Genomic DNA, 13193 nt, shown 5'->3' with positions numbered 1-13193 from the left:
GATTTCAGCAATAATCTGAAAATCGCGATGAAGTCTGCATTCTTAGTGTAGGAATGTAGGAACCGCGAAAACCGACGTGTGGTCAATTGGTAACAATCCTTGGAGAAACCCCCCATGCTTTCGCGTCCCTGCAACCGTCGTCTGGCTTCCGTCCTGATTGCCAGCCAGTTCGCTTTCCTCGCCCAGATGCCCCTGGCCCAGGCCGCCATGATCGGCACGCCTCAGGCTATGCAGGAGCAACAGCTGCCGCAGCACCAGCCGGTCGACCGCGAACAGTTGCGCGCCATGCTCGACGACCAGCAGGTCCAGCAGAAACTCGAATCCCTCGGCGTACCGCGCGAGCAGGTGGAAGCCCGGATCGCCAGCCTGACCCCGGCGGAACTGCAGCAGTTCAACCAGCGCCTGGAGCAGGAACCGGTTGGTGGCTGGGTCGGCATCATCGTGCTGTTCCTGGTGATCTTCATCATCACCGACATGCTCTGCGCCACTGACATCTTCAGCTTCATCAAGTGCATCAACTGATGCGCCCCTGGCTGGCCGTGGTGATCCTGGCCCTGGCCGGCTGCGCGGGGCAGCAACCCATGCTGCCCCCGCAGAGCGACCGCCTGCCGCAACGGGTGGAGCTCACCCAGACGCCTTTCTACCCGCAGGAAATCTACCAGTGCGGTCCTGCCGCGCTGGCCACCGTACTGGTGCAGCGTGGGGTGAGGACCTCACCCGAAGTGCTGGCCCCCAAGGTCTACCTGCCGACCCGGCAGGGCAGCCTGAAGCTGGAGCTGGTGGCTGCCGCGCGCCAGCACGGCATGCTGGTCTACCCGCTGGAGCCGAACCTGGACGCATTGCTGGCCCAGGTAGCGGCGGGCAACCCGGTGCTGGTGATGCAGAACCTCGGCCTGGACTGGCTGCCGCGCTGGCACTTCGCGGTGGTGGTGGGCTTCGACCGGGACCGGGATGAGCTGGTACTGCGTTCCGGCACCGAGAAGCGCTGGGTGACCGACCTGCGCAGCTTCGACCGCACCTGGGAACGCGCCGAACGCTGGGCCGTGGTGACCTTGCCGGCGGAGCAGCTGCCGGCGGAGGCGCGCCTGGAACCCTGGATCAAGGCAGCCAGCGACCTGGAGGAAACCTCCCAGCGCCCGGTGGCCGAACGCGCTTACCGCACGGCCGCCGAGCATTGGCCGCAGGAAGCCTTGCCGTTCTTCGCCCTCGCCAACGCGCGCTATGCCGATGGCGACCGCGACGGTGCGGAACAGGCCCTGCGCGAAAGCCTGAAGCGCAAGCCGGACTACGCCCTGGGCTGGTTCAACCTGTCCGAGGTGCTCAACGAGAAGGGCTGCGCCAGCCAGGCCAGCCAGGCCAGGGCCTGCGCCCGGCAACTGGCGCCCAATGACCCGCGCCTGGCAGCGCCGCTGGCGGGCGCCGGGGGCAAAGGGCAGTGCGGTGCGCTGCCAGCGTGCGGGGAGGGCGCGGCGACTCGCCAATAAAAAGGACCTGTAGGGGCGATTTCAATCGCCAAGCAGGCCGAAGGTCTGCCCGGCTGTGTCCGACAGGGCAACTGCGTTGCCCTTGGCGAATGAATTCGCCCCTACAGGATTCCGTCCATCCGGATCGCGTATTCGACAAGCCTGCCTTATCTCTGAAACGAAAAAGCCCCGCGAATGCGGGGCTTTTCATCAGGCCAAGGGCCTTACAGGCGCAGGCCGCCGTCCAGTTCCAGGATGCGACCGGTGTAGTAGTCGTTCTCCAGGATGTAGGCCACCGAGTGGGCGATTTCCAGCGGCTTGCCCAGGCGCTTGAGCGGGATGCCGGAGGTCATCTTATCCAGGGCTTCCGGCTTCATGCTGGCGACCATGTCGGTCTCGATGAAGCCCGGGGCCACGCCGGCCACGCGGATGCCGTAGCGAGCCAGTTCCTTGGCCCAGACCACGGTGTCGGCAGCCACACCGGCCTTGGCGGCGGAGTAGTTGGCCTGGCCCATGTTGCCGGCGCGGGAGATGGAAGAGATGTTGATGATCGCGCCTTCGTTGTTCAGTTCGATCATCTTGGCGGCGACTTCGCGGGTGCAGAGGAAGACGCCGGTCAGGTTGACGTCGATCACCGACTGCCACTGGGCCAGGCTCATCTTGGTCATTTCGCCGTCCTTGACCTTGATGGTCAGGCCGTCGCGCAGGATGCCGGCGTTGTTCACCAGGCCGTTGATGGCGCCGAAGTCTTCGGCCACCTGGGCGACCATGTGGGTCACCTGCTCTTCGTTGGCCACGTTGCACAGGTAGGCGCGGGCGTCGCCGCCGGCAGCCTTGCAGGCGGCCACGGCCTCATCGAGTTTCTCCTGGTTGAGGTCCACCAGGGCCAGCTTCGCGCCCTTGGCCGCCAGGTACTCACCCATGGCGCGGCCGAGGCCCTGGCAACCACCGGTGATGATGATGACCTTGTCTTTCAGTTGCATGTGATTCCCCTCGAATAACTGTCGCTTTGCCCCCGCTTGCGACCTGAAACCGCTATTCTGGTCGCTCGTCCGTTTTCGACGGATTCTTTGCGAGGAGTCATAAGGTGAGCGTGAAAGCCGCAAAGCATGCACGAGAATTGCTGCTCAAGGAATACCGTGGCGTGCTGTCCACCCATTCCAAGGCCATGCCGGGCTTTCCTTTCGGATCAGTGGTGCCCTATTGCCTGGATGTTGAAGGCCGCCCGCTGATCCTGATCAGCCGCATCGCCCAGCACACCCATAACCTGCAGAAGGACGCCAAATGTTCGTTGCTGGTGGGCGAGCGCGGCGCCGAAGATGTACAGGCCGCCGGGCGCCTGACCCTGCTGGCCGAAGCACGGCAGATCACCGAGGCTGCCGAGGTGGAAGCCGCAGCAACCCGCTATTACCGTTACTTCCCCCAGGCGGTGGACTACCACCGCACCCACGATTTCGGCTTCTGGCGCCTGGAGCCGGTACGCGCGCGTTTCATCGGCGGCTTCGGCGCCATCCACTGGGTCGACCAGCTGGTGCTGGCCAATGCCTTCGCCGGTGAGGCGGAAATCGGCATGCTGGAGCACATGAACAGCGACCACGCCAATGCCATCGCCCACTATGTGGCGTTGGCCGGGCTGCCCGCGGAACCGGCGGCGGAGATGGTCGGAATCGACACTGAGGGCTTCCACCTACGTATTGGTCAGACGCTTCACTGGTTGCCCTTCCCAACATCCTGTAACAACCCAGGTGCGGTCCGTCAGGCCTTGGTACAGCTGGCTCGCGCCGAATCCTGGCCGATCGGCGGAGCGCGCGAGGCTTGAATTGGCGGAAGGCTGGCTTCATCTAGGGGGATATCGGAAGCTGTTCTTCCAGCAAGGAAACCCTGATGCGCGCTTTTCTCTTCCTGTTCCTGCTCTTCCCGCTGATCGAGCTGGCCGTCCTGATCCAGGTCGGCAGCGTGATCGGCGTCCTGCCGACCCTGCTGTTGGTCATCGGCACCGCCGTGCTCGGCAGCGTGCTGTTGCGGGTGGCCGGGGTCGCAACCGCGTGGCGCGCCCGTGAGCGCCTGGCTCGCGGCGAAGTGCCCGAGCAGGAAATGCTCGAGGGTCTGTTGATCGCCGTCGGTGGTGGCCTGCTGCTGCTGCCGGGCTTCATCAGCGATGTGTTCGGCCTGCTCTGCCTGATTCCTTTCACCCGTCGCCTGTTCATCCGCAAGCTGCTCCAGCGTGCTCAGGAACAAGCCATGCGTCAGCGCGCCTTCGCCGATGACCTGGCCGCCCGCAGCGGCCAGACCCGCCCCAACGTGATCGAAGGCGAGTACGAGCGCCGCGACCGATAAAAACTGAATTTTTTTGCCCGTGACCCTTGAAATGCCTCCGCACGCCCCTATGTATCGGTCACCGCAAGGTTTCCTGCCGGATGGCAGGTCAGAATCCAGCGGCGCGCCTGATGCGCCGCAACCGGCCCCGCCGGACATTAGCAACCCGCCGGTGCCCGCACCGGTAGCAAGTAACAACATTATTGGGAGAGATCGACAATGAAGCTTCGTCCTCTGCATGACCGCGTCGTCATCCGTCGCAGCGAAGAAGAGACCAAAACCGCCGGCGGTATCGTGCTGCCGGGTTCGGCTGCCGAGAAGCCGAACCGTGGCGAAGTCGTCGCTGTAGGCACCGGTCGCCTGCTGGACAACGGCGAAGTGCGTCCGCTGGCCGTCAAGGTCGGTGACCAGGTGGTATTCGGCCCCTACTCGGGCAGCAACACCATCAAGGTCGATGGCGAAGAACTGCTGGTGATGGGCGAGAGCGAAATCCTCGCCGTCGTCGAAGCCTGAGTTCCGCGAATCTCCGTTTAAACATCCAAGAATTGAGGATCAATCAACATGGCTGCTAAAGAAGTCAAATTCGGCGATTCCGCTCGCAAGAAAATGCTGGTCGGCGTGAACGTACTGGCCGACGCCGTCAAGGCCACCCTGGGCCCGAAAGGCCGCAACGTGGTTCTGGACAAGAGCTTCGGCGCTCCGACCATCACCAAGGATGGCGTTTCCGTTGCCAAGGAAATCGAGCTGAAAGACAAGTTCGAGAACATGGGCGCCCAGCTGGTGAAAGACGTTGCCTCCAAGGCCAACGACGCTGCCGGTGACGGCACCACCACCGCCACCGTCCTGGCCCAGGCCATCGTCAACGAAGGCCTGAAGGCCGTTGCTGCCGGCATGAACCCGATGGACCTGAAGCGCGGCATCGACAAGGCCACCGTTGCCATCGTTGCCCAGCTGAAAGAGCTGGCCAAGCCCTGCGCCGACACCAAGGCCATCGCCCAGGTAGGCACCATCTCCGCCAACTCCGATGAGTCCATCGGCAACATCATTGCCGAAGCCATGGAAAAAGTCGGCAAGGAAGGCGTGATCACCGTTGAAGAAGGCTCGGGCCTGGAAAACGAACTGTCCGTTGTAGAAGGCATGCAGTTCGACCGCGGCTACCTGTCCCCCTACTTCATCAACAAGCCGGACACCATGGTCGCCGAGCTGGAAAGCCCGCTGATCCTGCTGGTCGACAAGAAGATCTCCAACATCCGCGAAATGCTGCCGGTGCTGGAATCGGTCGCCAAGGCCGGTCGTCCGCTGCTGATCGTCGCCGAGGACGTCGAGGGCGAAGCCCTCGCCACCCTGGTGGTGAACAACATGCGTGGCATCGTCAAGGTCGCGGCCGTCAAGGCTCCGGGCTTCGGCGACCGCCGCAAGGCCATGCTGCAGGACATCGCCATCCTGACCGGCGGCACCGTGATTTCCGAAGAAGTCGGCCTCTCCCTGGAAAGCGCCTCCCTGGAGCACCTGGGTAACGCCAAGCGCGTTGTGCTGAGCAAGGAAAACACCACCATCATCGACGGCGCCGGCGCCCAGGCTGATATCGAAGCCCGCGTTGCGCAGATCCGCAAGCAAGTCGAGGAAACCACCTCCGACTACGACCGCGAGAAGCTGCAAGAGCGCCTGGCCAAGCTGGCTGGTGGTGTTGCCGTGGTCAAGGTTGGTGCCGCGACCGAAGTCGAGATGAAAGAGAAGAAAGCCCGCGTTGAAGACGCCCTGCACGCTACCCGTGCAGCGGTGGAAGAAGGCGTGGTGCCCGGCGGTGGCGTTGCCCTGGTACGCGCTCTGCTGGCCATCGAAGGCCTGAAGGGCGACAACGAAGACCAGAACGTCGGTATCGCCCTGCTGCGTCGCGCTGTCGAAGCGCCGCTGCGCCAGATCGTCGCCAACGCCGGTGACGAGCCGAGCGTGGTGGTCGACAAGATCAAGCAAGGCTCCGGCAACTTCGGCTTCAACGCTGCTACCGGTGAGTACGGCGACATGATCGAGATGGGTATCCTCGATCCGGCCAAGGTCACCCGTTCCGCACTGCAAGCTGCTGCTTCCATCGGCGGCCTGATGGTCACCACCGAGGCCATGGTTGCCGAAGTGGCTGACGACAAGGCTGGCCCGGCCATGCCTGACATGGGCGGCATGGGCGGCATGGGCGGCATGATGTAAGCTACCCGGCCATCCGGTCCGAAGAAGCCCCGCCCCGTGCGGGGCTTTTTCTTGTCCGGAGAAATGTACCGACCGGGCGGGATGGGTATGATCCAGCGATACCTCGACGATCGGAACTCCAGCGGGATTGCCGGTCGAAGGTGCGCTGGCCGGCAACTGGCCGTCAGTGGATTGACGAATGGAGTTGAGCCGATGCGGATCCTGCTAGTCGAAGACAACCACGACATCCTGGCCAACATGGTCGATTTCCTCGAGCTCAAGGGCTACAGCGTCGACTGCGCGCGTGACGGCCTGTCCGGGCTGCACCTGGCCAGCAGCGAGCACTACGACCTGATCGTGCTGGACATCATGTTGCCGGGGCTGGACGGCTACAATCTGTGCCGCCGCCTGCGCGAGGAGGCGCGACGCGATACCCCGGTGATCATGCTCACCGCCCGCGACGCTCTGGACGACCGCCTGCAGGGCTTCAAGTCCGGGGCCGACGACTACCTGCTGAAACCCTTCGCCCTTTCCGAACTGGCCGCCCGCATCGAGGCGGTGCTGCGCCGCTCCCAGGGCGGCGGCAAGCGCAGCCTGCAGGTGGCCGACCTCAGTTACGACCTCGACACCCTGGAGGTCAGCCGCGCGGGCAAGTCGCTCAAGCTCAACCCGATCGGCCTCAAGCTGCTCGCCGTGCTGATGCAGAAGAGTCCCCACCTGGTGCGGCGCGAGGCGCTGGAGGAAGCTCTCTGGGGCGACGACTGCCCTGACAGCGATGCCCTGCGCAGCCATATACACCAACTGCGCCAGGTGGTCGACAAGCCGTTCGGCAAGCCGTTGCTGCACACCTTGCACGGCCTCGGCTATCGCCTGGCGGAGTCCACCGATGGAGTTTAAGCAGAGCCTGGCGCGGCGGATCCTTATCGCCTTCGTGCTGATGACCACCCTGGTGGGCGGCACCTTCGCGGTGGGCATCATCGAGGTCGTGCACCTGATCGAGGAGCAACTGATCTCCCGTGACCTGAACAACGAGCTGAACCGCGTTCTCACCCAGAACATCGCCAGGGGCCGGCCGCCGAGCCTGGACAGCGATACGCGCTTCTACAGCAGTGCCGGGCCCGTGCCCTACGCCATCCCCGAGAATCTGGCCAACCTGGAGCTGGGCTTCCACGAAGTCTTCGAGGGCGAGAACTCCTACCATGCACTGGTCCGCGAGATCGAAGGCCGCCGCTACGTGATGCTGCAGGACCAGAGCGACTTCGAGGCCCGCGAGCAGGTGCTCTACCAGGTGGTAATGGTCGGCTTCGGCCTCAGCGTGCTGCTCTCCCTGTTGCTGGGCTGGGTACTGGCGCGCAAGGTGATCAAGCCGGTGGTGCGCCTGGCCCGCCAGGTGCGCCACCGCGACCAGTTGCTGGGCATGGCGCCGCCGCTGGCGCCGGACTATGCCGCCGATGAGGTGGGCCAGCTGGCCCAGGCCTTCGACGACACCCTTGGCCGCCTTCGCGAGGTGCTCAATCGCGAGCGGCTGTTCACCAGCGATGTCAGCCATGAACTGCGTACCCCGCTCATGGTGCTGGCCAGCTCATGCGAGCTGCTGGCGGACAATCCCAACCTCGACCCGCGCGGCCGCGCCCAGCTGCAGCGGATCACCCGTGCCACTGAGGAGATGCGCGACCTGGTGCAGACCTTCCTGATGCTCGCGCGCGCCCAGCACGACGAAGCCCGCCTGGCGCCCCGGGCGAGCCTGCGCAGCGTGGCCGATGACCTGGCCAACCAGTGGCGCGAACCCATCGAAAACAAGGGGCTGCGCTTCGAATACCAGCCCGGCGATCCTCATGAACAACGCTTCAACGCATCATTCCTGCGCTCGGTGCTGGGCAACCTGCTGCGCAACGCCCTGCACTACACCGACAGCGGCAGTATCCGCCTGGTGCTGGGGGAGTGCGGCTTCGTGGTGGAGGACAGCGGCGTCGGCATTCCGGAAGAGGAGCGCGAGGCCATGTTCCGTCCCTTCGTCCGTGGCGCGGCGCGGCGTGGTGACGGCGTTGGGCTGGGATTGTCCCTGGTGCAGCGGATCTGCGACAACCAGGGCTGGACGGTCAGCCTGAGCGCAGTGGAGCCTACCGGCTGCCGCTTCCAGGTGGATCTCAAAGGGCATCCTGACGTTGCGTCTTGACGTTTTTTTCACCTGCGCGTGACCACTTCTTGACCAGGGGACGAGTACGCTGGGGACTGTCATTCCGGCCAATCGCTGCCCTGAGCGCTGGCTTGGGGAAGCGCGCCGACGACCTCTTTCTGCAACATTTGCCGGCTAACCTCCACCGCCTGCATCCGGGCGGTGGGGGAGGGCGACCGGCCCGCGATGGCCCCGCCGGAACTGGTGCCGACTGTCGATCAAACGAGCGATTCCGCGCGAGCTGTGGCAGTTTAGGCGCCATTCGTCACTGGATGAGGCGGAACGGCAGATACTGATCTAGGGTTATGAAGCAGCGTTTGGCAGCGCTATCAAGGGGTTGCGATCATGAAGTTAGAAGTCACGCGAGCTTTATTTCTCGTCGGCGCCTTGGGGATAGCCTCTTTGGCGGTGGCTGCCTGGCATGAGCCTTCGCCCTCAGTGGTCAGTGCCAACGGGCTGGGCTATTGCCCATTACCGCCCAACGTCCGGCTGAAAGATCAGGTCCGGGCTGACCAGAACCTGCTGCTGTTCATGTTCGGCCTGTCCCAGGGCTTGCGCGGCCAGGAGTGAGGCAGGATCGAAAGCAAACCCCGCGAAAGCGGGGTTTTTTGTTGGTTCGGAAATGCACGGACTTTTCGTAGGTTGGTGCTGAGCCTGCGAAGCCCAACATTGCCAAGCACTGGTCCCGCACGTTGGGCTTCGCGTAGCTCAGCCACAACCTGCAAAAGCATCCGGCCCACCTCGCCAGCAAAAGAAAGCCCCGCAATTGCGGGGCTTTTTCCATCCGTCGCCGGCTCAGTGGCTGGCCGCCACCTGACTCGCCGGATGCAGGTCCTTCTTAGCCAGCAGCGTATAGACGCAGGGCAGGACGAAGAGGGTGAACAGCGTGCCGATGGACATGCCGGTGGCGATCACCAGGCCGATGTCGAAGCGGCTGACCGCGCCGGCGCCGGTGGCGAGGATCAGCGGCACCATGCCGAAGACCATGGCCGCTGTGGTCATCAGCACCGGGCGCAAGCGGATGGCAGCGGCTTCTTCCACCGCCTCGCGGGCGGAGAGGCCTTTGTCCCGTCGCAGCTGGTTGGCGAACTCGACGATCAGGATGCCGTGCTTGCTGATCAGGCCGATCAGGGTCACCAGGCCCACCTGGGTGTAGATGTTCATGCTCGACCAGCCGAGGAAAAGCGGGATCAGCGCGCCGCAGATGGACAGCGGCACGGTCACGAGGATCACCAGCGGGTCGCGGAAGCTCTCGAACTGCGCCGCCAGCACCAGGAAGATGATCGCCAGCGCCAGGCCGAAGGTGACGTAGAGCGCGCTGCCCTCTTGCACGTACTGGCGCGAGGCGCCGGCGTGGTCGAAGGCGTAGCCGCGCGGGGCTTCCTCGCGGGCGATCTGGGTCACCGTGTCGATGGCCTCGCCCATGCTGACCATGGGAACGCCTTCGATGATCGCCGCATTGAGCTGCTGGAACTGCTTGAGGCGGGTCGGCCGGGCGCTGTCGTGCACGCTGATCAGGCTCGACAGGGGCACCATGGCGCCGCCTTCGCTCTTCACGTAGTAGTTGCTCAGCCAGCCCGGATTGTCGCGGTAGGCACGTTCCACCTGGGCGATCACCTTGTAGCTGCGACCGTCGATGGTGAATCGGTTGATCTCGCCTTCGCCCAGCAGGATGGCCAGGGTCGAGCCCAGGTCTTCCATGGATACGCCCATCTGTGCGGCCTTGGCGCGGTCGATATCCACCACCACTTCCGGCTTGTCGAAGGCCAGGTCGACGTTGAGGAAAGCGAACTTGCCGGACTCCAGGGCGCGCTGCTTGATGCGCTCGGTCACCTGCAACAGCGACTCGTAGTCGTTGGGGGTGTTGACCACGAACTGGAAGGGCAGGCCTTCACCGGTACCGGGCAGCGACGGCAGGTTGAAGCCGAAGATCTGCAGGCCGGGAATCTGGTTGAGCTTGCCCTGGACCTCGTGAAGCAGCTCCATCTGGGTGCGCTCGCGCTCGTTCCAGGGTTTCAGCAGGAAGCCGCCGATGCCCGACTGCACGCCGTCGAAGCCGTTGATCTGGAACGACGAGAAGTACTCGGGGAAGGCCTTGAATATCTCGACGAACTGCTGGGTATAGGCGTTCAGGTAGTCCAGGTTGGTCGGCTGCGGGGCCTTGGACATGATGAAGACGATGCCCTGGTCCTCGTCCGGCGCCAACTCGCTCTTGGTGAACTTCAGCAGCACCGGGATCAGGCACAGCACGATCACGGCGAACACCACCACCACGGGGCGGGTGTTCAGGGTGCCGTGCAGGGCGTGCTGGTAGCGCTGCTTGAGGCGTTCGAAGATCAGGTCCAGCCGATGCGCCAGGCCTGTGGGATTCTCGTCGTGGCGCAGGAGCCTGGAGCACATCATCGGCGACAGGGTCAGGGCGACTACGCCGGAGATGATCACCGCGCCCGCCAGGGTCAGGGCGAATTCGCGGAACAGCGCGCCGGTCAGGCCTTCGAGGAAGCCGATGGGCGCATAGACCGCCGCCAGGGTGATGGTCATGGAGACCACCGGCACGGCGATCTCGCGGGTGCCTTCGATGGCCGCGTCAAAGGGCGTCTTGCCCTCTTCGATGTGCCGGTGGATGTTCTCCACGACCACGATGGCGTCGTCCACCACCAGGCCGATGGCGAGCACCATCGCCAGCAGCGTCAGCAGGTTGATGGAGTAGCCCATCAGCTGCATGAAGAAGAGCACGCCGATCATCGACAGCGGGATGGTGATCACCGGGATCAGTACCGAGCGGAAGGCACCGAGGAAGAGGAACACGACGACGATCACGATCAGCACCGCTTCGCCCAGGGTCTTCACCACCTCGTCGATGGACGCCTGGATGAAGCGGGTGGCGTCATAGGCGATGGACGCCTTGAGGTTCGGCGGCAGCTGGGATTCCAGCTCGGGCATGATGGCGCGCACGTGCTTGATTACGTCCAGCGGGTTGGCACTGGGGGTGCCCTTGATGCCGATGTAGACCGAGGGGATGCCATCGAAGGAGCTGATGGAGTCGTAGTTCTCCGCGCCCATTTCCACCCGCGCGATGTCCCGCAGCAGCACGCGGCTGTCGCCCACCGTCTTGACCGGGATGGCGCCGAAGGCCTCCGGTGACTTGAGGTCGGTGGCGGCGTTGATACTGGTCACCACGTACTGGCCCTTCACTTCGCCGGCGGCGGAGAGGAAGTTGTACTTGCGCACGGCGTCGCTGACATCGGTGGCGGTGATGCCGTACGCGGCCATGCGCACGGGGTCCATCCAGAGGCGCATGGCGAAGACCTGGTTGCCGAGGATTTCCGCTTCGGCCATGCCCGGCAGGGTGGCCAGCTTGGGCTGGATCACGCGGGACAGGTAGTCGGTGATCTGGGGGTTGGACAACTCGTCGCTGTAGAAGCTGATGTACATCAGCGCCGTCGAGTCGGCGGCCTCCTTGGACAGCACCGGGTCCTCGGCGTCCTGGGGCAGCTGGTTCTTCACCTCGTTGGCCTTGGCCAGCAGTTCGGTGAAGAGGCGGTCGGAGTTGGCGCCGATGCGTGCGTAGATCTGGATGACCGACATATTCTGCTGGCTCGACGACGTCATGTAGTCGATGCCTTCGGCACTGGCCAGGCTCTGCTGCAGCGGCTGGGTGATGTAGCCCTGGATGGTCTCGGCGTTGGCGCCCGGGTAGGCGGTGGTCACCGTGATCAGGGCGTTCTCCATCTGCGGGTACTGGCGGATCACCAGCTTGCTGAAGGCCTGCATGCCCAGCAGCACGATCAGCAGGCTGATCACTGTCGCCAGTACCGGGCGACGGATGAAAGGATCTGTGAAAGCCATGTTCCGTTCCTTCGCGCGAGCGCTTATTGCGGGGCGCGGGCTTGGTTGTCCGGCTTGGTGGCCAGGGACTGGTCGGGTACGACGGCGACGTGGGAGCCGTTATCCAGCTTGAGTTGGCCGGACGTCACCACCCGCTCGCCGGGCTCGAGGCCCTTCTGCACCACTACCTTGCCGTCGCGGCGCTCGCCGGTCTCGACGAAGCGGCGCTCCACCACCAGCTGAGGCTGACCATCCTGGCCTTTCTCGGGCTGGCCCTCGGCGTTCTTCTTCTCGGAGATCACGTACACCGAGTTGCCGTAGAGGGTGTAGGTGATGGCGCTCTCCGGCACCACCACGCGCTCCTGCTCGCCCGGCAGCAGTACGTCGAGGTTGGCGAACATGCCTGGCAGGAGCTTGCCGTCGGGGTTCTGCAGCATGGCGCGCACCTGCAGGTTGCGGGTGCTTTCCTCGACCTTGGGGTTCAGCGCAGCAACGTCGCCCTCGAAGAATTCGCCCGGGAAGGCGGCGACGCTGATGCGCACCTTTTGCCCGACGGCCAGCAGAGGAGCGGCCTGCTCGGGCAGGAAGAAGTCGACGAACAGGGTGTTCAGGTCCTGCAGGGTGGCGATGGTGGTACCGGAAGAGAGGAAGTCGCCCACGTCCACCTGGCGGATGCCGATGGTGCCGGAGAAGGGCGCGATGATGCGCTTCTTGTCCAGCATGGCCTTGAGCTGGCCGACCCTGCCGGTGGCGGCCTGGAGTTCCGAGGCCAGGCGGTCGAATTCGCTCTTGGAGATGTTCTGCCGGCTGACCAGGCTGCGGCCGCGCTCGAACTCTACGCGCGCCAGGCTCAACTCGGCCTCGGCCGTCGCCAGGGTGGCGCGTTCCACGTCACTGTCCATCTGGATCAGCGGCTGGCCCACTTTGACCTTCTCGCCGGAGAGGAAGAGCACGTCCTGAACGGTGCCACTGGCTTCCACGGTCAGGTCGACGCCCTGGAAGGCCTTCAGTGTGCCGATGGCGGGTAGGCGGCTCTGCCAAGGCAGTTCGACGGCCTTCTCGGCGGAGACGTTGATGGGCGGCTGAGGCGCAGAGAACTGCTGGATCTGCTGGTAGATCGAGAAGCCTTTGTAGGCGGCTAGGGCGAGCACCACGAGGATAACCACGCCCAGCATGATGAGCATGCGGCGGAGCAACATATTCCGGTTCCTTGGCAGGGAAAAAGAGGC

General features: G+C 64.3%; 12 protein-coding genes. 9 read left to right on the top strand and 3 right to left on the bottom strand.

Annotation, left to right across the window (positions count from 1 at the left end; all coding sequences use genetic code 11):
* Nucleotides 1–114: 114 nt before the first annotated feature.
* Together E8F12_RS13650 and E8F12_RS13645 are read left to right on the top strand one after the other, a co-directional pair.
* On the top strand, nucleotides 115–522 hold the full coding sequence (locus E8F12_RS13650) for a PA2779 family protein (RefSeq protein ID WP_280290346.1): 408 nt from the start codon (nucleotides 115–117) through the stop codon (nucleotides 520–522).
* Nucleotides 522–1484, top strand: a complete 963-nt coding sequence (locus tag E8F12_RS13645) for a PA2778 family cysteine peptidase (protein WP_280325789.1) — start codon at nucleotides 522–524, stop codon at nucleotides 1482–1484. The genes E8F12_RS13650 and E8F12_RS13645 overlap by 1 nt, the downstream gene beginning before the upstream one ends.
* A 203-nt stretch (nucleotides 1485–1687) precedes the next feature.
* On the opposite strand, the gene E8F12_RS13640 is transcribed toward E8F12_RS13645, so the two are convergent.
* Nucleotides 1688–2446, bottom strand: a complete 759-nt coding sequence (locus E8F12_RS13640; protein ID WP_280325788.1) for an SDR family oxidoreductase — start codon at nucleotides 2444–2446, stop codon at nucleotides 1688–1690.
* A 104-nt stretch (nucleotides 2447–2550) separates the two neighbouring features.
* On the opposite strand from E8F12_RS13640, the gene E8F12_RS13635 reads away from it, so the two are divergent.
* From E8F12_RS13635 to E8F12_RS13605, 7 genes are all read left to right on the top strand, one after another.
* On the top strand, nucleotides 2551–3282 hold the full coding sequence (locus tag E8F12_RS13635; RefSeq protein ID WP_280325787.1) for a HugZ family protein: 732 nt from the start codon (nucleotides 2551–2553) through the stop codon (nucleotides 3280–3282).
* Nucleotides 3283–3347: 65 nt separating this feature from the next.
* On the top strand, nucleotides 3348–3800 hold the full coding sequence (locus tag E8F12_RS13630; protein WP_280290350.1) for an FxsA family protein: 453 nt from the start codon (nucleotides 3348–3350) through the stop codon (nucleotides 3798–3800).
* Nucleotides 3801–3998: 198 nt separating this feature from the next.
* Nucleotides 3999–4292 (top strand): co-chaperone GroES, encoded by a 294-nt coding sequence (locus E8F12_RS13625; protein ID WP_028628402.1) that lies wholly within the window; start codon nucleotides 3999–4001, stop codon nucleotides 4290–4292.
* Nucleotides 4293–4340: 48 nt separating this feature from the next.
* A complete protein-coding gene (groL, locus tag E8F12_RS13620) occupies nucleotides 4341–5981 on the top strand; it encodes a chaperonin GroEL (RefSeq protein WP_280325786.1) in 1641 nt (546 codons plus the stop codon).
* 192 nt (nucleotides 5982–6173) lie between these two features.
* Nucleotides 6174–6857 carry a response regulator transcription factor gene (locus tag E8F12_RS13615; protein WP_280325785.1) on the top strand — a complete coding sequence of 228 codons (684 nt, stop codon included), beginning with the start codon at nucleotides 6174–6176 and terminating at the stop codon, nucleotides 6855–6857.
* The gene (locus E8F12_RS13610) at nucleotides 6847–8136 is read left to right on the top strand and encodes a HAMP domain-containing sensor histidine kinase (RefSeq protein ID WP_280325784.1); all 1290 of its coding nucleotides are present in this window, start codon (nucleotides 6847–6849) and stop codon (nucleotides 8134–8136) included. The genes E8F12_RS13615 and E8F12_RS13610 overlap by 11 nt, the downstream gene beginning before the upstream one ends.
* Before the next feature lie 345 nt (nucleotides 8137–8481).
* Nucleotides 8482–8706 carry a hypothetical protein gene (locus tag E8F12_RS13605; RefSeq protein ID WP_280325783.1) on the top strand — a complete coding sequence of 75 codons (225 nt, stop codon included), beginning with the start codon at nucleotides 8482–8484 and terminating at the stop codon, nucleotides 8704–8706.
* 225 nt (nucleotides 8707–8931) lie between these two features.
* Here the strand turns inward: E8F12_RS13605 and E8F12_RS13600 are convergent, their stop codons facing one another.
* Both E8F12_RS13600 and E8F12_RS13595 read right to left on the bottom strand, forming a co-directional pair.
* The gene (locus E8F12_RS13600) at nucleotides 8932–11985 is read right to left on the bottom strand and encodes a multidrug efflux RND transporter permease subunit (RefSeq protein WP_280325782.1); all 3054 of its coding nucleotides are present in this window, start codon (nucleotides 11983–11985) and stop codon (nucleotides 8932–8934) included.
* 23 nt (nucleotides 11986–12008) lie between these two features.
* Nucleotides 12009–13163: an efflux RND transporter periplasmic adaptor subunit gene (locus E8F12_RS13595; protein WP_280325781.1), complete on the bottom strand. Its 1155-nt coding sequence runs from the start codon at nucleotides 13161–13163 to the stop codon at nucleotides 12009–12011.
* Nucleotides 13164–13193: the final 30 nt, after the last annotated feature.

Source organism: Pseudomonas sp. BN102 (assembly GCF_029871245.1).
Taxonomy (GTDB): domain Bacteria; phylum Pseudomonadota; class Gammaproteobacteria; order Pseudomonadales; family Pseudomonadaceae; genus Metapseudomonas.
The sequence above is the reverse complement of the archived record's forward strand: the minus strand, read 5'-3'. Positions and strand labels throughout refer to the sequence as shown.

What these genes read in the sequence shown, in the direction of transcription:
- E8F12_RS13650 (WP_280290346.1), top strand. Translation starts at nt 115, where the DNA reads ATGCTTTCGCGTCCCTGCAACCGTCGTCTGGCTTCCGTCCTGATTGCC.
- E8F12_RS13645 (WP_280325789.1), top strand. Translation starts at nt 522, where the DNA reads ATGCGCCCCTGGCTGGCCGTGGTGATCCTGGCCCTGGCCGGCTGCGCG.
- E8F12_RS13640 (WP_280325788.1), bottom strand. Translation starts at nt 2,446, where the DNA reads ATGCAACTGAAAGACAAGGTCATCATCATCACCGGTGGTTGCCAGGGC.
- E8F12_RS13630 (WP_280290350.1), top strand. Translation starts at nt 3,348, where the DNA reads ATGCGCGCTTTTCTCTTCCTGTTCCTGCTCTTCCCGCTGATCGAGCTG.
- E8F12_RS13625 (WP_028628402.1), top strand. Translation starts at nt 3,999, where the DNA reads ATGAAGCTTCGTCCTCTGCATGACCGCGTCGTCATCCGTCGCAGCGAA.
- groL (WP_280325786.1), top strand. Translation starts at nt 4,341, where the DNA reads ATGGCTGCTAAAGAAGTCAAATTCGGCGATTCCGCTCGCAAGAAAATG.
- E8F12_RS13615 (WP_280325785.1), top strand. Translation starts at nt 6,174, where the DNA reads ATGCGGATCCTGCTAGTCGAAGACAACCACGACATCCTGGCCAACATG.
- E8F12_RS13610 (WP_280325784.1), top strand. Translation starts at nt 6,847, where the DNA reads ATGGAGTTTAAGCAGAGCCTGGCGCGGCGGATCCTTATCGCCTTCGTG.
- E8F12_RS13605 (WP_280325783.1), top strand. Translation starts at nt 8,482, where the DNA reads ATGAAGTTAGAAGTCACGCGAGCTTTATTTCTCGTCGGCGCCTTGGGG.
- E8F12_RS13600 (WP_280325782.1), bottom strand. Translation starts at nt 11,985, where the DNA reads ATGGCTTTCACAGATCCTTTCATCCGTCGCCCGGTACTGGCGACAGTG.
- E8F12_RS13595 (WP_280325781.1), bottom strand. Translation starts at nt 13,163, where the DNA reads ATGTTGCTCCGCCGCATGCTCATCATGCTGGGCGTGGTTATCCTCGTG.